This window comes from Desulfurivibrio nitratireducens, from assembly GCF_044068515.1.
Lineage (GTDB): Bacteria > Desulfobacterota > Desulfobulbia > Desulfobulbales > Desulfurivibrionaceae > Desulfurivibrio.
Genome location: NZ_JBIPKI010000016.1, coordinates 1 through 19,718, shown reverse-complemented (window position 1 = coordinate 19,718; position 19,718 = coordinate 1). Strand labels below are relative to the sequence as shown.

18 protein-coding genes are annotated in these 19,718 nt (G+C 61.9%); 5 read left to right on the top strand and 13 right to left on the bottom strand.

The features are described 5' to 3' along the window. Window positions 1–4: 4 nt before the first annotated feature. The 5 genes from ACHHTY_RS06165 to ACHHTY_RS06145 all read left to right on the top strand — a co-directional run bounded on the left by ACHHTY_RS06165 (window position 5) and on the right by ACHHTY_RS06145 (window position 6,734). Window positions 5–1,492 (top strand): monovalent cation/H+ antiporter subunit D family protein, encoded by a 1,488-nt coding sequence (locus ACHHTY_RS06165; protein ID WP_395493229.1) that lies wholly within the window; start codon window positions 5–7, stop codon window positions 1,490–1,492. 52 nt (window positions 1,493–1,544) lie between these two features. Further along, window positions 1,545–1,796 (top strand): hypothetical protein, encoded by a 252-nt coding sequence (locus tag ACHHTY_RS06160; RefSeq protein ID WP_395493228.1) that lies wholly within the window; start codon window positions 1,545–1,547, stop codon window positions 1,794–1,796. Window positions 1,797–1,924: 128 nt separating this feature from the next. Further along, window positions 1,925–3,709, top strand: a complete 1,785-nt coding sequence (locus tag ACHHTY_RS06155; protein WP_395493227.1) for a Na(+)/H(+) antiporter subunit D — start codon at window positions 1,925–1,927, stop codon at window positions 3,707–3,709. 16 nt (window positions 3,710–3,725) lie between these two features. Next, window positions 3,726–5,258: a complex I subunit 4 family protein gene (locus tag ACHHTY_RS06150; protein ID WP_395493226.1), complete on the top strand. Its 1,533-nt coding sequence runs from the start codon at window positions 3,726–3,728 to the stop codon at window positions 5,256–5,258. A gap of 48 nt (window positions 5,259–5,306) precedes the next feature. Continuing rightward, on the top strand, window positions 5,307–6,734 hold the full coding sequence (locus ACHHTY_RS06145) for an NADH-quinone oxidoreductase subunit N (RefSeq protein WP_395493225.1): 1,428 nt from the start codon (window positions 5,307–5,309) through the stop codon (window positions 6,732–6,734). Between the two features lie 200 nt (window positions 6,735–6,934). Here ACHHTY_RS06145 and ACHHTY_RS06140 read toward each other — a convergent pair whose 3' ends face one another. The 13 genes from ACHHTY_RS06140 to gspM all read right to left on the bottom strand — a co-directional run. Next, window positions 6,935–7,153: a type II toxin-antitoxin system Phd/YefM family antitoxin gene (locus ACHHTY_RS06140; protein WP_395493224.1), complete on the bottom strand. Its 219-nt coding sequence runs from the start codon at window positions 7,151–7,153 to the stop codon at window positions 6,935–6,937. Window positions 7,154–7,899: 746 nt separating this feature from the next. Continuing rightward, the gene (locus tag ACHHTY_RS06135; RefSeq protein ID WP_395493223.1) at window positions 7,900–8,466 is read right to left on the bottom strand and encodes an Lcl C-terminal domain-containing protein; all 567 of its coding nucleotides are present in this window, start codon (window positions 8,464–8,466) and stop codon (window positions 7,900–7,902) included. A gap of 201 nt (window positions 8,467–8,667) precedes the next feature. Beyond that, the gene (locus ACHHTY_RS06130; protein ID WP_395493222.1) at window positions 8,668–11,139 is read right to left on the bottom strand and encodes a multiheme c-type cytochrome; all 2,472 of its coding nucleotides are present in this window, start codon (window positions 11,137–11,139) and stop codon (window positions 8,668–8,670) included. A gap of 201 nt (window positions 11,140–11,340) precedes the next feature. Next, on the bottom strand, window positions 11,341–12,060 hold the full coding sequence (locus tag ACHHTY_RS06125; RefSeq protein WP_395493221.1) for a hypothetical protein: 720 nt from the start codon (window positions 12,058–12,060) through the stop codon (window positions 11,341–11,343). Window positions 12,061–12,552: 492 nt separating this feature from the next. After that, a complete protein-coding gene (locus tag ACHHTY_RS06120; protein ID WP_395493220.1) occupies window positions 12,553–13,455 on the bottom strand; it encodes a cytochrome c3 family protein in 903 nt (300 codons plus the stop codon). 11 nt (window positions 13,456–13,466) lie between these two features. Further along, window positions 13,467–14,759, bottom strand: coding sequence for a hypothetical protein (locus tag ACHHTY_RS06115; RefSeq protein WP_395493219.1), 1,293 nt, complete (start codon window positions 14,757–14,759; stop codon window positions 13,467–13,469). Window positions 14,760–14,787: 28 nt separating this feature from the next. Then, window positions 14,788–15,336, bottom strand: a complete 549-nt coding sequence (locus tag ACHHTY_RS06110; RefSeq protein ID WP_395493218.1) for a CHRD domain-containing protein — start codon at window positions 15,334–15,336, stop codon at window positions 14,788–14,790. 43 nt (window positions 15,337–15,379) lie between these two features. Continuing rightward, window positions 15,380–16,216, bottom strand: a complete 837-nt coding sequence (locus ACHHTY_RS06105) for a peroxiredoxin family protein (protein WP_395493217.1) — start codon at window positions 16,214–16,216, stop codon at window positions 15,380–15,382. A gap of 18 nt (window positions 16,217–16,234) precedes the next feature. Next, a complete protein-coding gene (locus ACHHTY_RS06100; RefSeq protein ID WP_395493216.1) occupies window positions 16,235–17,287 on the bottom strand; it encodes a cytochrome c3 family protein in 1,053 nt (350 codons plus the stop codon). A 204-nt stretch (window positions 17,288–17,491) separates the two neighbouring features. After that, on the bottom strand, window positions 17,492–18,004 hold the full coding sequence (gene gspH, locus ACHHTY_RS06095) for a type II secretion system minor pseudopilin GspH (RefSeq protein ID WP_395493215.1): 513 nt from the start codon (window positions 18,002–18,004) through the stop codon (window positions 17,492–17,494). 88 nt (window positions 18,005–18,092) lie between these two features. Next, complete coding sequence (gene gspG, locus ACHHTY_RS06090; RefSeq protein ID WP_395493214.1) at window positions 18,093–18,539, bottom strand: type II secretion system major pseudopilin GspG; 447 nt, start codon at window positions 18,537–18,539, stop codon at window positions 18,093–18,095. 207 nt (window positions 18,540–18,746) lie between these two features. After that, entirely contained in the window at window positions 18,747–19,529 is a 783-nt protein-coding gene (locus tag ACHHTY_RS06085) for a type II secretion system protein N (RefSeq protein ID WP_395493213.1), read from the bottom strand. Then, the coding region (gene gspM / locus ACHHTY_RS06080; protein WP_395493212.1) for a type II secretion system protein GspM at window positions 19,526–19,718 on the bottom strand (193 nt) is incomplete at its 5' end. The genes gspM and ACHHTY_RS06085, both read right to left, overlap by 4 nt.

Genomic DNA, 19,718 nt, shown 5'->3' with positions numbered 1-19,718 from the left:
TTTTATGGAACCAATCGTTTCGTTAAAACCGCTCCTGGCTCTGCTGGCCGCCCTGGTCGGCGCCATCCTGGTGATGCTCTCCGGGCGGAATCCCAATATCCGGGAGTCCTGGTCCCTGGTGGCGGCGGTGGTGATGTTCACCATCATCGCCTCGATGGTTCCCCTGATCCTGGCCGGCCAGACCCTGATCTACCCGATCTTCCAGATTCTGCCCGGGGTTTCGGTGACCCTGCGGGTGGACGCCTTTTCCCTGATCTTCGCCCTGGCCGCCTCCTTTCTCTGGATTCTGGCGGTTTTCTATTCGGCCGGCTACATGCGGGGGCTGCACGAGCACGCCCAGACCCGGTTCAACGCCTGTTTCGCCCTGGCCCTGTTCGGGGCCATGGGGGTAGCCTTTGCCGACAACCTCTTCACCCTCTATCTCTTCTATGAAATCGTCAGCATCGGCACCTACCCCCTGGTCGCCCATCACCAGGACCAGGAGGGCTACGAAGGGGGCAAGAAGTACATCGTTTACCTGACCACCACCGCCAAGGGCCTGATCCTGCCGGCGATGATCCTGATCTACGTCCTCACCGGCACCCTCGATTTCGCCGACAACATCAGCACCGGGATCTTGCCCGAGGGGGCCAGCAGCGTGCTGGTGACGGTGCTCTACATTTTCTGCATCCTCGGTTTCGCCAAGAACGGGGTGATGCCGTTCCACGGCTGGTTGCCCGGCGCCATGGTCGCCCCCACCCCGGTCTCCGCCCTGCTCCATGCGGTGGCGGTGGTCAAGGTTGGGGTTTTCTGCACCACCCGGGTGATGCTCTATGTCTTCGGGGTGGACATCATGGATGATCTCAGCCTCGGGATCATGACCGCCTACTTCGTCTCCTTCACCATCCTGGTCGCCTCGATCATCGCCCTGAGCAAGGACAATCTCAAGGCCCGGCTGGCCTACTCCACCGTCAGCCAGCTCTCCTACATCATCCTCGGGGTGGCCCTGCTGACCCCGGCGGCGGTGGAAGGCGGCCTGATCCATATCACCAACCACGCCTTCGCCAAGATCACCCTCTTCTTCTGCGCCGGGGCAATCTATGTCGCCGCCCACAAGAAGAATATTTCCGAGATGGGGGGCCTGGGCCGGGTGATGCCCTTCACCTTCGGGGCCTTCGCGGTGGCCTCGCTGTCGATGATCGGGGCCCCGCCGGTGGCCGGCTTCGTGACCAAATGGTACCTGCTGATCGGCTCCCTGGACGCCGGCCAGATCGGCATCATTCTGGTGCTGCTGGCCTCGACCATGCTCAACGTCGGCTATTTCGCCCCCATTACCTACAAGGCCTTTTTCGGCAAGCCCCCGGCCGGCGAAACCCTGCCCGCCGGGATCAAGGAGGCGCCGCTGAGCATGGTGATCCCCATCCTGATCGCCGCCACCATTTCGGTGATCATCGGGATCTACCCGGACTTCATGCTCCAGTTCGTCAAAATGGTAACCGCGGTGTTGCCGTGAGGCCCGCCATTACCCTTCACCCGGGTTTGCGGCTTTTTGCGAGGATGTCGTCATGATTGTGAAAATTATCGATAAAATGCGGCAGAACCTGCCCCTGCTGGGGGCATTGGGCCTGGGCCTTTTGCTGCTGCTGCTGCTCTGGGACGTCCTCCTGCTGGACAAGAGCTACGTTCACAGCGCGGCCGAAAAACTGCCCGGCTTCTGGGCCCTGTTCGGCTTCGGGGCGGCGGCCCTGATCATCGTTCTGGCCAAGATCATCGGCCTGGTGGGCCTGCAAACCGACGAGGATTATTATGACCGGTAAAAATGCCGCGGCACCGCATTTTGGGGCGATCGAACCGACTCGCACAGGTCGGCTGCGGCTGGCCGTCCCGCTTGCCCCAGCCTGCGGCCCGGCGGCATTTTTACTCAAGCCCGTAAACGGTGCTGATTATGCTAAGTAACATCTGGCTGCATCCGGCCCTGATTCTGATTATCGGCGCCTGCGCCCTGCCCTTTATCCGGGGGGGACTGAGGGTTCCCTTCCTGCTGCTGGTGCCGACTCTCGCCTTCGGGGCGGTGCTTTCCATGACCCAGGGCACCTTCGGGGTGGTCCAGTTCGCCGACTGGCACCTGGTCTTCGGCCGGGTTGACGGCCTCAGCCTGATCTTCGCCTACATCATGGCCCTGATGGCCATCATCGGCACCCTTTACGGCCTCCATGTCCGCGACCCCTACCAGCACATGGCGGCCTGGTTTTACGTGGCCGGTTCGCTGGGGGTCATCTTCGCCGGCGATTTCCTGGTCCTCTTCCTCTTCTGGGAAATCATGGCCTTCGCCTCCACCTTCCTGATCTGGTTCCGGGGCCGGCCCCAGTCTCTGGGAGCGGGTTACCGCTACGTGCTGGTCCATACCGCCGGCGGCCTGACCCTGCTGGCCGGGATCATTCTCCAGTATCACGCCACCGGCGGCGATCTTAGCTTCAATCTGCAGAATGTCGCCGAGCCGAGCCTGGCCACCTGGCTGATTCTGATCGGCTTCATGCTCAACGCCGCCGTCTTCCCGCTCCACTCCTGGCTGCCCGACGCCTACGGCGAGGCCTCGGTGGTGGGCGCCGTCTTCATGTGCGCCTTCACCACCAAGACCGCGGTTTACACCCTGGCCCGGGGCTTTGCCGGGATGGAAATCCTGATCCCCCTAGGGGTGATCATGGCCCTGGTGGGGGTGGTCTACGCGGTGCTGGAGAACGACGCCCGCCGGCTGCTGGCCTACAGCATCATCAGCCAGGTGGGCTACATGGTGGCGGCGGTGGGGATCGGCAGCACTCTGGCGATCAACGGGGCCGCCGCCCACGCCTTCGCCCATATTCTCTACAAGGGGCTGCTCTTCATGGGGGTGGGCTCGGTACTCCACATGACCGGCCAGAGCAAGTTCAGTGAGCTGGGCGGCCTGTACAAAAAAATGCCCCGGACCCTGCTCTTCACCCTGGTGGGCTGCGCCTCCATTGCCGCCTTTCCGCTCTTTTCCGGCTTTGTCAGCAAGGCGATGATCATCTCGGCCGGCTTCGACGGGCACCATTACTGGGCCACCTTCCTGCTGCTGGGCGCCTCGGCCGGCACCTTCCTCTACAACGGGCTCAAGATGCCCTACCTGATCTGGTTCGGCGAGAGCCGCTGTTCGCAGGAAACCTGGGCCAAAGCCGCCGATCCCCCCTGGCACATGCAGCTGGCCATGGGGGTGGCCGCCTTCTTCTGCGTCCTGGTCGGGGTTTACTATCCTTACCTCTACGGGATGCTGCCCCACCCGGTGACCTACCAGCCCTACTACGCCTATCACCTGGCCGAAACCCTGCAGATCCTGGCCTTTACCGCCCTGGCCTTCTACGTGATGCGCAAGCTGCTGCTGCCCACCCGGACCATCACCCTGGATCTCGACTGGTTCTACCGGATGTTCGGCCGCCTGGTCCTCTGGCTGGCCCAAAAGCCGATCCAGAAAAGCGATACCGCGGTCAACAACGCCTACAATACCTGGGGCCTCAACCCCCTGATGACCATCTCCCGCTTCTGGTCCTGGTTTGACTGGCACGCCATCGACGGGGTGGTGGACGGCCTGGCCCGGACGGTGCGGGGCGTGGGCGACCGGGTCCGCCAGCTCCAGGCCGCCCGCCTGCAGCTCAACGTGTTCTATACCGTTTCCATTGTGGCCGTACTGCTTGTCCTCTATGTCTTCGCGAACTGACCGAGGTTAGTGAATTATGGATTTTCTCCTGATCAACCAAGGGTTCCCGTATCTGAGCACCCTGGTCTTTCTCCCCCTGCTGGGGGCTCTGGTGCTGCTGGCCCTGCCGGGGGACAACGCCTGCCGCAGCTGGAGCCTGGCCATCACCGTGCTCACGGCCGTGATCTCCCTGCCGCTCTTTTTCCTGTTCGACAGCTCGACCCACCTCTACCAGTTCGCCGAGCACCGCCCCTGGATCGCCGCCTGGGACATCAACTATACCCTGGGCATCGACGGGATCAGCCTGCTGCTGGTCTTGATGACCACCATTATCATGCCCCTCTGCGTGCTCGGTTCCTGGCGCTACATTGCAAAGCGGGTCAAGGAGTTCATGTTCTGCCTGCTGCTGATGGAAGCCGCCATGCTGGGGGTTTTCATGGCCCTGGACTTCGTCCTCTTCTACATCTTCTGGGAAGCGATGCTGATTCCCATGTACCTGCTGATCGCGGTCTGGGGCGGGCCCCGCAAGATGTACGCCTCGATCAAGTTTTTCCTCTACACCCTGGCCGGCTCGGTCATGCTGCTGGTGGCGATCATCGCCCTCTTTTTGACCTCCGAGCCCCAGACTTTCAGCATTCCGCTGCTGATGGAGCAGGGCTTCTCCTCCACCTTCCAGATCTGGGTCTTCCTGGCCTTCTTCCTGGCCTTCGCCATCAAGGTGCCGATGTTCCCCTTCCATACCTGGTTGCCCGCCGCCCACGTGGAAGCGCCCACCGCCGGCAGCGTGATCCTGGCCTCGGTGCTGCTGAAGATGGGGACCTACGGTTTCCTGCGCTTCTGCCTGCCCATCACCCCCGAGGCGACCTTCGTCTTCATGCCCTACATCCTCTGGCTCTCGATCATCGGCATCCTCTACGGCGGCTTCACCGCCCTGGCCCAGCAGGACATGAAGAAGCTGATCGCCTATTCCAGCGTGGGCCACATGGGCTTCGTCACCCTGGGGATTTTTGTCCTCAACACCCAGGGCATCGAAGGGGCCATTCTGCAGATGATCAACCACGGCATCACCACCGGGGCGCTGTTCTTCTGCGTGGGCATGCTCTATGAGCGGACCCACAGCCGGGAGCTGGCCCTCAACGCCGGGGTCGGCCGCTTCATGCCGATCTACGTGGTCTTTTTGGGCTTCTTCTCGCTCTCGTCGCTGGCCTTTCCCGGCACCAACTCCTTTGTCGGCGAATTCATGATCTTGGCCGGCGGCTTTGAGTACTCGCTGCTGATCGCCGCCTTCGCCATTCCCGGGGCGGTCCTGGCCGCGGCCTACATGTTCCGCCTGCTGCAGCGGGTGGTCTGGGGCGGCACCAACAACCCGCCGCATAGCAAGCTGATCGACCTCAACGGGCGGGAAATCGCGGTGCTGGCTCCCCTGCTGCTCTTCGTGTTCTGGATCGGCCTTTCGCCGGCCCCGTTTCTGGGGGTGATGGAGGCCAGCGTGGCCCACCTGCTGGAACAGGTGGGGGTGGCGGGCCAGACCACCGAAGGCATGACCTGGACCCGGTTGCTGCTGCCATAATTTAATCGTTGACCCTCCCGGGGGCCGACCTCTTGGAATAGGACCGATATGAAAGTTCTGCTTTTTCTTCCCGAACTTTTTCTGCTGCTCGGCGTGCTGACGCTCTTCAACCTGAGCGTGGCCGGGGTCGACGGCCGCAAGGCCCGCCTGGCCGCCCTGGCCTTTGCCGCCGGGACGGCGGTCTTGAGCCTGCTTTGCCTGGGGCAGCAGGGCACCATCTTCTTTGAAGCCTATCGGGTCGATTTCTTCAGCCAGATCGTCAAGCTGATCCTGGCCTTGGGCCTGGTGGGAGTCCTGGTGGTCGGCCAGGAGTTGAAGGATATCCGCGACGCGGTCCGGCCCGAATACTACCTGTTCATGCTCTGCTCGGTCAGCGGCCTGATGATGCTGGTCAGCAGCGCCGAGTTGCTGACCATGTTCCTGGCCCTGGAACTCTCCTCCTACTGCCTCTACCTGATGGTGCCGATGCGGGATGACCGCCAGGGCCTGCGGGTGCAGATGGAGGCGGCGATCAAGTACGTGATCTTCGGGGTGGTGGCCAGCGGGATCATGCTCTTCGGCATGAGCTATCTCTTCGCCATGGGCGGCAGCACCCACTTCGCCGTGCTGATCCCGGCCCTGGCCGGGATGCTGGACAACCCGGCGGTGCTGGTGGGCATCGTCATGGTCATGGCCGGCTTTTTCTACAAGCTGGCGATCTTCCCCTTCCACTTCTGGGTGCCGGACGTTTACCAGGGGGCCTCCAACGAGACCACCGCCTTCATCGCCTCGCTGCCCAAGATCGCCGCCGCCGCCATGCTGATCAAGATCTCGACCCTGGCCGCCCCCGGCGTCGGGGGCAGCGCCCTGATCACCCTGCTGACCCTGCTGGCGGTACTGTCGATGTTCTACGGCAACCTCTCGGCCCTGGTCCAGACCGACATCAAGCGGATGCTGGGCTTTTCCGGCATCGCCCACGCCGGTTTCATCCTGGTGGGGGTGTTGACCCTGGATATCACCGGCTACTCGGCGGCCCTCTACTACGCCACCGGCTACGTGGCCATGAGCCTGGCCTGCTTCCTGGTGATCTGCAGCGTCTCCCGCCAGGGCGAAAACGTCAAAATCGCAGACCTCAGCGGCCTCTACCAGCGGGCGCCGCTCCTGGCCCTGGTCCTGGCGGTGGGGCTCTTCGCCCTGGCCGGGATCCCGCCCTTCGTCGGCTTCATGGGCAAGTTCTTCATCCTGACCAGCGCCCTGAACCAGGGCCACCTGGCCCTGGTCATCCTGGCGGCGATCAACACCGCCATCGCCATCTACTACTACCTGTCGGTGGTCCGGGTGGCCTACACCGCCGAGCCGGAAGCCCGCCCGGCCCTGGCCCCCAACAACGCCACCGCCGCCCTGGGGGTGGTGCTCATCTTGGTGATCATCACCCTGGGGGTGCTGCCCGGCGCCGCCCTGGAAACCGCGGCCACCGCGGTCCGGGCTCTGCTTTAGAGCCAAGCCCGGGCTCAGCCGTGCGCCGCCAAGGCGGCAGCCCTGGGCCCAGTTATCTCAGCCGGCCAACCTCCCGGCCGAAGATCTCCGCTTTGCCTTTCGGCCTTGGCACCCCCTGCCCGCATACCCGGGCTGGCTAGAATGATACCTTCATCGGCCAGGGCCTGAAAATGGCTGCGGCAATTTCCTCACCACATTTTTTAGTAACCTTTCCTTGACTCCCTGATCGCATCAAGAATATCCGCAGTTGTGGCTTTTGTGGTGATTCCGGAAATAGCAAAGGGGGATTGACTGGTTTTCTTGTACACCAGGGAAAAGGTCTCTCCCCCCCTGCGCTTGATCAGCACTACTTCCTTTTTGGCGGTATCAAGAAGCTCGGAAAGACGCTTGCGAGCTTCGGAATACTGATATGCCTTCATGCTTCTTCCTCCCATGGAGCGATGCCAAGTTGAGCGGCAAGCTCCTTCATTGCCGCATCAAGGGTGAGCAACGGGCAAAGAGTTCCTGACCAACCGTCAAGGAGATATTCATCTCTTTTTCCGGCTCGTTCAGAGCGGTTGCCAAAAAGATGTCGGCGTCGGCTGCAATATTCATAAGTACAATTGTACAAATAGAGTCAAACTTTGTCAGGTCGGTTTTACCGGCACAAATGGAGCCCCCCGGTCACCAGCGACCAGAAAATCATCAACTATCAACACCTGCACACCATATGGTTACTAAAGATCTTGCTTCCGCGAAAGCCTGTCAAGCGTCAAGACTAAAGATTTGACCCCGATTCCCTCCGGTTGGGGGCGCTCTCGGGCGCAGGCATGTCATTAGATCGGCTTCAATAGGAGGCTGCTAAGCCCGTCATTTATCCTACTCTACCTTGATTTTTTGAATTGATCCGGTTTTGATAACGAAAAAAGCCGGATGAATCACCCAGGTCGGTGGTTGATCCGGCTTTTCAGGTCCTCTGCAACAGAGTTCCCGGCTCGTTCAACATCTCCATCTTTCATATTACAAGCATCGCCCAATCACGAACGAATGTAGACCGTACTTCAGACGCTTGACTTAGCAGGAGATATCTTCAGGCTGGCTCGCAACTCATCCCGCCATTCCTTGGTATGCCAAAAGCTTCAGTATAGCAAAATCCTGGCCGCAAATGTAGTGCTGCTCCTAAACATCACTTTTCGCTGGGCACGGTTCGCACTAGTCGGATTGCACCCCTGGCCCCCACGTAGCCCTTGCCAACATAACCATTATCAAAATAGACATACCAGGGTTTTGATTTATCATTTTCTTCGGCCGAAGCGGTCAAAAAACGGGTGCGAGGGGTGTTGGGAAAAATAATTCCATTGATCGAAGGCGAAGCACATCTATGCTCGACGATGGAGACCAACTCATCCCGGGTGGGCATGCGCCAGTCTTCGTGCCCGGCGAAACCTCCCTCTGCATTAAATCGCTCAACCGCAAAGGAAATATGAGGCCAAGCTAATAGCTCCGCATTGCCGCTGCAAACGTCGCCATCCCAACTCTGGCCGAGGCTGCAGCGCATCCACATCAGCCCGGTAATGTGATGGGTTACGGTGCCGTCGCCATGCTGGGTAAAGTCGGCGGACGGTGTGGTGGCCTCTACCGAGGAATTTGTGTCCCGGCACAAGACCTGGGCTTCCACCGGAGTTGCCGGCAACATCAACAGCAGGGCGACTGTGGCCAGCAGTACCAGGGAAAAAACTTTACCTAAACTCATAAAAACCCTCATTATAGTTTTGGTGCCGGCAGAGCCACGGCTATTTAGTGCCCAACAGGGCTGGTACCAGCCAGGGCTTCCCGCCGCTCAATAAAAAAGGGGCGACGACCTTTTGGATCGTCGCCCCGGCTGAGGTTATTAACTGGTAGAATTGACGGTGGGGACGGATCAGTTCAGTAAACCTGACCGCCCCTCGTCTTGTCAGTTGATGCCGTCATTGGTGCCATCACCGCGCAGACCGTAACGCTCGAAAGCGCCGGGCCAATCGGAGATAATCCCGATCCGGCCTTGGTTGATCGCACCATCATGGCAGATAACACAGTTGGTGAAGCCATCGTTAAGCGGTCCATCAATATTGACGTCAAGCTGATCCTCATCGCCCACATGGCAGGCATGACAACGGCCGGCCGCGCTGTTGGGATAAAGGGTCTCGGGCGAGCTGTGAACCTTGTGCATCAACTCCATCATATCCACCGAGTAGGGTGCCTCGGGGAAGGTAACCGCCAGACTCTTATGGGATCCGGCGTTATGACAGGTAATACAGGCCTGGATGTTGTTGTCGGCAGTGTAACCGCTCCCGTGCCAGGCAATGGTGCCATGGCAGGTAAGACAGTTGCCGCCACGACCAGGTACTTCCGCTGAGGCACTAACGGTATTACGGCGAAGGTCGGCAAGTTCCACCTCACCACTGCCCAGGATAATGGGCTGAACTAGGCTGGTAAGCAGCCGGGTCTGGCCATTGTCAACAATACTGCGGTGGATGGCGACAAAACCACGCCGGCCTTCCTCGGCGACTTCCAGGTTAGCGAAGGGGTGGCCCTTGCCAGCCTCGGCATCGGTAAAGGCCGGGAAGGTGGTAATAGCAGTGAGACCATCGGCGGAAACAACCGTGTTGGTCTCATCGACATTCAACGCCACCGGGCGGCCACCGTCATCGTTGTTACGAATACCGTGGGTGCTCTTCTCGCCGGAACCTTCGTTGGTCCAGTCATCGCCGACGCCCCAGCCGATATGCAACCGCGGGCCGCCGAAGATCGTGATGTCGCTGGTTAAGTGGTACGGTACCCCATCGGCATCTACCACCTGCCAACGAACCACCGGGGTCTCCCCGTAAACTGCGTCGGTTACACTAACCAGCTCAAAGTGGTAGTCTTCCCGCTGGGCGCGCAAGGCTTCCTGGCGAGCGCTTACGCCGTGCAAGCTATCGGCAAACGCCGGGGCATCATGGCAGGCAATACAACCGGTATTCGGGCCGACTCCGGGGGGCAGAGTCGTACCATGGAGACCGAAATTCACCTCAAAACCGCCCGACCCATGACAGGTCAAACAGCTGTCCCGGCCCAGCGGTGCGGCCGCCCAGCCGGTGCCATAACCCTGCTCCTCGACATGGCAGGCAACACAGTTGCTGGTGCCAGGCAGAGTCCAGTCGGGGAAAGCGACGTTTTCGTATTCATAACCGTCGACGGTGTAACCCGCGAACCCACCGTGGATCTTGTGGATCATATTGTTCATGCTGATGCTGACCCAGCCGCCGTCCGCCGCGACCGATGCGTCGGAATCATAGGTGTAGGCGTTGTGGCAGTTAAAGCAGAGATTGACATCTGCCCGTTGCTGGCCATGCACATCGTTGCGGGGGAAAACCAGCCGCGCATCATGGCAGGAAGTGCAGGAGGCCTGCGCGATCTGGTTGGTGGGGGCGGGAGCACTGGGTGCACCCGCAACATTATCAGCCAGGGTTACGTCAGCCACGGCCGTAAAACGGACGTAGGTCGCCCGATCCCGACCGCTGATCCCGATGCGGTAGGTACCGTTGGGATCCCACTCTCCGTCGACAACGATTTCCTCGATGATACCTTGGACGAAGTCGACGCAGGTGGTGTCTCCGGCAGCACAGTAAGTAGTAGCATCCGTGTCGCCTGCAGCTCGCCAGAGCGGACTGCTACTGAAATCGAGAGGAGTTCCCTTAGCCAGACCATAACCACCACCTTCACCGTCGCTCGCAAAGGTATAGCTGTACGTGTCAGTAATAGCATCCCGCTCGATTGCCAGGTCATCCTGGAATCGCAGGTTGCCGCCGCGAATTACCTTGGTCCCGCTAGTCGAACGCTGCAACAGATTGATCCAGGTACCCTTGTCTTCAACCCACTTGGCGACGGTAAACTCGGCGTGCAGAGGATCATGGGCGTTGTTTACAGTAAAGTTGACCGTCAGCGCCCCGGTGTCAACATCATACGTAACCCCGGTAATGTTGGAGTTCTGGGCGGCTATGGTTCTCTGGGCCAGATGCTGCGCCCCGGCATGGAAATCAGGTCCCAGCCCGGTGGGGCGAGTGCCGCCGGTACGCAGGCCTCCATGGCAGGCTACGCAGCCTTCCGTCTGATCGGCACCATGGTAGCTGAAGCCGTACATATCACCACCCATGTTGTCCATATGGGCCCGGATCATCCCGAAGTCGTCAACGTTCTGATGACATGAATAACACGTCGCCGAATAAGGGGAATTGATCCCCATGGCTTCAGAAACCGCAGGCGCCCCAGGACCCCTAGGACCCTGAGGCCCCTCAGGCCCCTCAGGCCCCCGAGCTCCGTCGTCACCGCTGCAGCCGCCGAAGACCAGCGAGGCGCCCAGCAGACCTGCGGCAAGAATGCCACTCCACCTGAATCTTTTGTTCATTGTACACCCTCCTCCCAATAATGGTTGATTCTAGCGAACGGCCCACTTACCATAAACGGCTCCGTTCTTCCTGTTAACAAACCGCCTTGCGGACGAAAGGACAACTAACCCGTCCGGAGGACTTTAAGCCTTTATTGATGGGGCTGGCAAGGGTCATATAACGCCAATACAGGACGCAATAAGCCAGCCCCCCGCGCACTACTACCTGGCACCACCACTATGGGGGTCATGGCAGCGTGTACAGGCCCGTTCGGATGCAGGCTCGATTTCATAACCGGCGAGAAAGCCGTCAGCGGTGGCAAAATGAGTATCCCAAATCACCCAATCGGCCCGAACCGGGTATCCCTCATCATCAAGCTCCCCGTGATAGGGCGGCCGGGATGTGTCGAGGGTCTGGTCTTCCCGCAAAAAAACCTGGTGGCAGGAGGTACAAAGGTTGAATAAGCGGGAATAACCAGGCGTGGCCTCGGCGCGCAACTTGCCGCTGTGGCCGTCGTGACAGGTTCGGCACTGCACCGGAGTAGCGCCGGTAAAGCTTTCCGCTCCTTGCAGAGCTCCGGGTAACGCTAAGCCATCCAGGCCGGCCGTTTCGGCTCCGTGGCGACGGAACCCTTGGTCGCTGTGGCAGCGCTGGCAGAGAGGCTGCTCCGCCTGGTGCAAGAGCGAGGTGCCATGGGAGCTTGCCAGATATTTTGCCAGGATATTATTTCCGAAATCGCTCTTAAAATGCGCGGGAATCTCCTCCGGCAGGGAGCCATGGCACTGGCCGCAAATCTGATAATCGGGGCGGGGATTGGGATGGTCGGGAAACGTTGCCAGGTGGTGAGAGCCGGCACCATGACAGACCTCACAACCGATAACGGTCATTCCGGCAACCGGAATAATCCCAGGTTCATCGGCCCAAGGCTGCAGATGTTCCATGAATTGCCCATCTCCCAAGGGGTCGTGGCAAACCAGACATTCCGGCCCGGTTGCCGCATCTACGGTGCCTGGTCGGCCATGACGCGAAGCAAGATAGGCCGCCACCGGATGGGGGGTTTCTTCCTGATGGCAAGCAAGACAGTTGGCCGTAGTGATAAAGCTGGCCCCATCGTCATCGACCCCCATTACCGGAGTCGTAATATCCGCAGCAGCTGGGTCGGCGCTGCTGCCGCAGGCTGCAACAAGAAAAAGCAACACTATTACCCCCCCCAGCTGGACAGAAAATGCCAGGTATAATCTCCAGGAATCGAACTTCATAAATATACCTGATAGTTTTTATATCACTTGATTAAGGCCTGACGCAAGAAAAGATTTCTGTTGTCTCAAGTACCGTAATTTAACTTATAAACCCGGCCGAGAGCTGGGCGTATTCAACATCCTGTTCCGTTGAGGGTCCCGTCTGCTGTTTTCAGTCCAGCCGGGCCATAACTCCTAATGACACCGGACACAGGTGGCGCCGCCGGAGGCGGAGCGCAGTCGTTCGGCCCGGCTGGAATTCTTCCAGCCGGGACCGTGGGGGTTGACCCCGCCGGGCCCGCTCTTGGCGCTGTGGCACTGGATACAGGTGTCCCCGGAGGGGTGGCAGGCCTGGCAGGTGTTGAGGTTGCGGCGGGCCTCGCGGGCGTGCTCCCGGCTCCAGGCGTGCATGGTGGGGGCCACGGTGCCGGAGCGGTGGCAGTCGTCGCAGCGGTTAAGCGAATTCTCGCCGCGGAAGTCTTCATGGATGGCGGCGAGATCGCCGTTGACCCCGAGGCCGAAGACCCGGCGGTGGGAGGGGCTGGCGGCCCGGCCGTCATGGCCGGTGCGGCGGCGGAAATCGCTGTGGCAGTCGCTGCAGGAAGCCGGTTCGTGGCAACTGGCGCAGAGGCGGGGATTGGTCCGGGCGGCGATGGGGTGAGTCACCCGGAAATCGCTGCGATGGACATTGAGCAGGGCGCCGCCGAACTTGCCCATCTCCTGGGCCGGCCCCTGGACATGGCAGTCGAGGCAGTAATTCTGCTGGTGGCAGCCGGCGCAGTCGAGCTGGCGGTTTTTGGCGAAGGGCCCGTGGTTGAAGCCCCAGAGGGGCCCATGGGTGTTGACCATCCCCGGCATCCGGACCAGCTCGGGAAAATCCTCGTCATGGCACTGGAGGCAGGCCCGGGGTTCCGGGGTCACCGTGGGGGAGTCGGGCAGATGGCAGGTGATGCAGGGGGAGCCGGGAAAGACCAGGAACTGGTGCTGGTCGTGGTCGAAGGTAAAGAGATAATCCTCCTGGGCCCGGGCCGCCGCCGGCAGGGCCAGCAGCAGCAGGGAGCAGCAAACAAGCAGGATATGGTTTTTGGACATGATCATAACGGTCCCGCTCAAAAAGTCAGGTTCAGGCGCAGGGTGGCGCGATTGTGGTAACCCCAGAAGCCGTCGCTCTCATAGCGCTCCAGGCGGCCCAACAGCTCGAGATTGGCCCGCAGGCGGGCGGTGAGGTCGGCCCAGATCCGGGAGCTGAGGGTGTCGTCCTCGAACTCATCCAGGCGGCGCTCCAACACATCGATTTCCGCTCCCACCCCGCCCTGGAGATGGGGGTTGAAGAGCCAGGCCGCCCGGACCCGGAAGCCCCGGAGATCCTGGCCTTCGCGAGCCCGGCGCCAGACCCCGCTGAGGTAGCCGGAAAAACGGTCGGTGCGGATTTTCTCGATCCCCGCCTCGAAGACGTCGGTATCGGCGAATTCTTCGTAGATCTCCCGGCTGTAGCGGCCGAAACCGCGCAGGCCGGAGCCGAAGTAGTAATTGAGCTCGGCCATGGCCTCCTGGTACTTGCTGACCGCGAAGACCGAGTAGATCGAGCTGGCCGAAAAGACCGGCACCGAATAGAGATATTCGGTCCGCAGGCCCCAGCGGTCGCTGCGGTGGTAGTTGGAGCCGATCAGGCCGTAGCTGACCCGGTCCGAGAGGCGGTCGTACTGGATCTCGCCGTAAAGGTTGAGGAGCCGGCGAAAACCGTAGTCGAAATCGGCCCCGTAGAGCTCGGTGGCCTTGCGGGAGTCCTCGCGGCGCTGGACATAGGAGATGCCGGTGACCAGGTTGTCGTCGTTGAAGCGGCCCCGGATCTCACCGCCCATCAGGGTGTCCTTGGCGCTGTAGCTGGAATAGAAGGCGACATCGCCGCCGCCGAAGACGCTGAAGGTAAAGGGCTCCAGCCACCCGCCGGGCCGGTAGTCCAGGGTCAGGCCGTCCAGCAGCGAGGCTCCGGCGGTGACCGCGATAAACTGGCGGCCGAGGCGGAAATCGACTTTATCCCGCCAGTCCTGCTTCTGATAGTAAGCGTAATAGAGGCGGCTGTCGGCCCAGGAATATTCGTTGTTGAGGTCGGTGCCGAGGCGGCCGTAGGCGTGAAAGCTGTATTTTTCCTCCACCTCCTCATCGAAGTGGCGGACATTGAACAGCAGGTATTGAAAAACCGGCAAGCCGTCGCCGCGCCGGGATTCGTCGCGCCACTGGATTTCGCTGGAGGCCCGCCCGCTGATGGCCACCCCGGGCACCGCCTCTTCGATATAGATCAGGGGTTCCTGGGCGGCGGCGGGCCGGACCGGGCCGGCAATAGCGACGGCCAGGACCAGGCAAAAAAGGGTGCGGGACCAGGGTGAGCAGGGTGAAGCCATGGAGATCTATCGCCTTGTCAAGCAGGAATTATGGTGCGCTCACCACCTGGCCGCGCAGCTCGCCGGGAACATAGCGCCGGGTATGAATGTCGGCAAAGATATTACCCGCCTCAATGGCGGCCACCAGGTCACTGATCTCTTTTTGCCCCAAGGGCCCGCCCAGGTCCTCGGCCCGGATCACCCCGGAGGCCAGCACCCCGTCGAAACGACCCTCGACCACCTCGCGGCGCTTGCCTTCGGGGGGAAAGAGCCAGGCCACGATGGGGCCGTAGCGATCTTCCGGGGTGCCGAAATGGAGATGGGACATGAAGGCGTCCTCCAGGGCGGCCACGGTGAGGCGGTAGCTCAGGGAGCGGCCGTCGGGGCTGATTTCCAGCTCCAGGCGACCGGTGGCGTCGGTTTCAACCGGCCGAACCCCCAGGGTATCGGCCAGCAGGGCCGCCTCGAATTTTTCCCCGCCGCCGGCAAAGACGCCTTGCTCGCCGGGGTTCTTGCCGGCCGCCACCGCCACCAGGGCGCCGCCGACCAGCAGGGCGAAAAAGAGGGCCATCAGGGAGAGGGTATGGTTGGCGGACATGGCATCACCTTACGTTTTTCTGGGCGTTGGCCTGGGGCCGGGTTCAAGGGCCGCATTTTTCCCGGGCCGCCAAGGCCTTGGCCTCGGCAGGGTCCTGCTCCAGGGCCTTATTGATATGTTCGGCGGCCGCGGCGCATTCATCCTGGTGGGCCAGGGCCAGGGCCGCCAGCCCGTGGCCGCCGGCCAGGTCCGGGACCAGTTCGAGGCTGCGCTGGGCGGTGGCCAGGGCCATCTCGTAGTTGCCGATTTCGATGAAGCGCTCCCCCATCCGCAGGTTGCGGATCGCCACCCCGATATCGCTGCGGGGATCCAGCGAGCGGGGCCGGAGCTGCTGCTCCAGTTCCTCGGCGCTGAGCTCGCCCAGGGTGTGGAGCACCTGGGCCTTGACCCGGGCGCAGAAATTGATCTGGGTGAAGGGCTGGTAGGCGGTGAGCAGGCCTTTAGCGTCGGTGATGCCCACCACCGGATGGAGACGCACCCCGAACTTGCCGTAAAGGGCGTTGCCCTGGTCGATCAGGACCGGGCCGGGGAAGTTGGCCTGCGCCACCAGGGCCTTGACCTCCTCCAGGGGATAGCGGTCGGAAACCAGCCCCACCCAGTAAACCGGGTAGGCGGCCAGTTCCTCGGCGCAGCGGCCCATATCGCTCAAGCCCCGCCGGGAGGGCTCGGCCCCGGGGCGGAAAAAGATAAAGACATTGGCCTTCTTGGTCGGATCCAGCAGGGTCGCTTCACCGCCCTCGATGGTGGGCAGGGTAACGTTGGCGATCACGTCCTCGTTAACCGTGAGGTTGTAAAAGGCCGCCCCGGCCTCGGGCCAGGCCAACTGCGGAGCCACCAGCAGCAGGGCGATCACCAGGCTGCCGATCCAACGTTTTGCCATGAGCTGCCTCCTCGCGGTTTATTCCGCGGTGTAGTCGTAAGTCTTGGTCTGGTGGCAGGTCCGGGCGCAGGAGCCGCCGGTGTCGGTCTTGGTGTAGTTGATCGGCAGCATCCAGTTGCGGGGGCCGAAGGGGACCGCGTCTCTGATCTGGTGGGGGTTTTCCGAGGCGTGGACCTCGTGGCAGGCCCGGCAGCTCCGGCCCCGGTCGGGCTTGTTGACGTGGAGATAGTGGAGATTGCGGGAGCCGTCGCGGAAGCGGGTGGTGGTGGTGGTTTCGGGATCGGCCATGTTCTGGTCGTTGTGGCAGCGGTAGCAGAGGGCGTAGTTGTCCGGATCGTAGGGGGCATAGAAGGCGGCGGGGTAATCGGCCACCAGCAGGCTGTGGTTGTCGCCCCCGTGGGTGAGATGGCAGGCGCTGCAATCCTTGCCTTCAATGGGTCCATGGTGGTAGGGATTTTCGGCCAGCAGCCGGCTGAAGTTGGTGAGCAGGCGGCCGTCGGAATCGACCTTGTTGTCCTCGCTGTGGCAGGAAACGCAGAGATCGAAGGGCAACCGGGTCAGCAGGGCCTGGATATCGGAGGCGTGGGGATTGTGGCAGTTCATGCAGGCCAGGTCGTCGATCACCGCGTCGTGCTGCACCCTGGCGGTGGCGATGGTCTGCTGGATTTCCCCGTGACAGCCCAGGCAGAGGTTCTTCGGTTCTTCCAGCAGCAGGCTGGGATTGGGCGAATTATGGGGGTTGTGGCAGGAGGTGCAGTCCATCATGGCGGGGGCGTGGGCCACCGCGCTGCCCTTGATGGCCTCGTCCATGTCATAATGGCAGGAAGCGCAAAGTTCGGCGACATCGGCGGGAACTCCTCCGGGGCTGCCCTCCACCGCCTCCTGGGGATTATGGCACATGCCGCACTGGCCGGCGAGATAGGGCGCATGGGCGGAAACCGCCTGGGCGTCGGGAACCGGAGCCAGGGAACGATTGGCGGCGCTGCCGGTGGTGGTAGCCAGCAGAAAACCGGCGGCGGCCAGGGAGCCGGCTACGGCCAAAGCCACGATAAAAGAACGAACCTTCAACATGATGCTAACTCCTTTGGACGATTTGTAATTAAAACCCGCCGAACTGCTTTCTCACCTGAACGGCAACCTTTACAAATAATTAACATCTCTTACCATCCGCCTACTATGTAGTAGGCGCACCCGAAGCTGTCAACGAAAAATTGGGGAACCGCTATCAAAAGCCGCGGTTTTCCCGGCCATCCCTGCCGGGGCCGGCCCGGTCCTTTAATCGACCAGGGCGATCCGGCCCTGGAGATTGCCCGCCAGCCGGAAGCTCTGGCCCCCGTATGCCGGGGTCAGGGTCAATTCGAAGGGGGTCATTTCCCCGCCGGGGAAAAAATAAATCCGGGGCAGCAGGCGTTCATCGTCTTCGTACTCGAGGAAAGGCAGGGCGACCCGGGAGTCGTCTTCCTCAGCCAGGCGCAAGGTCAGCCGGAAATCATGATCCAAAGTCCGGGGCCGAAAGACCCCACCCCGGACCTTGAGCCACTGTTCCCCGTGCAACTGGTAAAACTCGTAACCCTCGGCATGAAACCCCACCGCGGTGGCGGTGGAGGTCAGCAGGGTCTCCTGGCGGGCCAGGCGCAGCAGGGCCAGCAACCGGTCGGCCTCGGTCTCCAGCTGCCGCTCCCGACTTCCCAGGGAAAAACCTATGGACCCCAGCAGCACGCCGATGATCACCAGCACCACGATCAACTCGATCAGGGTGAAGCCTTTGGGGTTTTTCAGGTCAGCCACTCTTTTGGGTATCCACTGCCGGTCCGGCCCGGTTGCCCGGGTCGGGCGACTTCCCCGGCCACCGGGGCCCGGCGGCCCGAAGACCGGTTTACTCGATATTCCAGTTGCCGATTTCGGCGTTGACTCCCTCGCCGCCGGGGCGGCCGTCGGCCCCATAGGAGAAGATGTCGATCTCCCCGTGGACGCCCGGATTGAGATACTGGTACTCGTTGCCCCAGGGATCGCGGGGCAGCCGGTCGACATAACCGCCCTCCTTCCAGCGCCGGGGCTCCGGCGGGGTGGTGGGCCGGACCACCAGGGCTTCCAGCCCCTGTTCGGTGGTGGGATAGACGAAATTGTCCAGGCGATAGAGGCGCAGCGAGTTTTCCAGAATCCGGATATCCTGGGCCGCCTTGGTTATCCGGGCCTGATCGGGCCGGTCCATGATCCGGGGCACCACCACCGCCGCCAGGATCCCCAGAATAACCACCACCACCATGATTTCGATCAGGGTAAAGCCCGCCTGGGCCCCCCGCTTGTTGTCTGCTGCCAGCATAACTCAATACCTCTATTATGGAAATTTGCTTCGGACCCCTATCCGCCTCGTCCCAGCAATAAACCGCTGCTTGGCTCGTCGGGCTCCCCTCTCTCTGTACTCTGGGCTCTCCGGATCCACGTGGTTAACAGAGCCCGGGCCGCAAAGCCCCTTTGCCGGCTGCCGGTCCTGCCTGAATAGTGACCATTAAATAATCCGGCTGGTTCCCTAGTTCAGCGACCCGGCGGCGTTGACCCGGATGATGCCGTCGCGCCCCGGCGGGCCGAGAAAGCCCAGGACCATGGTCAGTTCCCGGTTGTCCGGATCGCGGGGCACCAGTTCGGCCGCGAGGCTGTAATCCCCGTTCGGTCCCAGGGCCAGGACCACGGTGGCGGCCAGGGGGCCGCCGTCGTCGCGGAAGCCCAGGCGCAGGCCCTCCGGGGCGGAACTCAGTTCGCCCTGGAAATCTCCCAGGGTCAAGCTGATCGGCTGCAAGGCGCGGAGACCGACCAGTCTCCCCTCCCCCCGGCCTTGCACCGGCAGCCCGTCCTTGAACTCCAGCCGGGCCAGGTCGAGCAGCAGGCGGCCGTCCACGGCCAGGCCCAGGCGCTGCAGGCGGCCGCTGAACTGGCCCAGGGGCAGATCGGCCTTGAGACCGGAAATCACCGCCCGCCCCTTTTGCGGCCCCTGCCAGCCGGCCTTGAGCCGGCCCTGGAGGCGGCCGTCGCCGGCCAGGGTGGCGCTGATTCCTCCCCGCAGGGGGGCAAGAGGGGTGGGTCGCAGGCGCCAGGAAACATCCCGGACCGGAGTTCCCAGCACCCGGCCGGAAGCGGCGGTGCCGCTATGCCAGGATCCGTTGAGGCCGTACAGTTCGACCAGGTCCACCCCCGCCTTCTGCAGCAGGGGCCAGGTCAACTGGGCCGGAAAATAATAAACCAGGAAGAAGAGGAAAAAAGCCAGGCCCAGGCCGAGATATTTTTTCCAGAGGGGCGTGTCGGCCAGGATCATCATTCTTCCCTCACCAGAGTCAAGCGGGCGCTGACCAGGCCGGGGCCGGCCCGGTCCGGCTCGATGACGATTTCCGCCACTTCGATGCCGTGCTCCTGGCGCAGACGGGCCAGCCAGCGCACCAGGTCATCGAAGACGGCGCTCTCCAGCCAGACCCGGACCTCTCGGCTGCCGGCCGGCTCAACCCGCTGC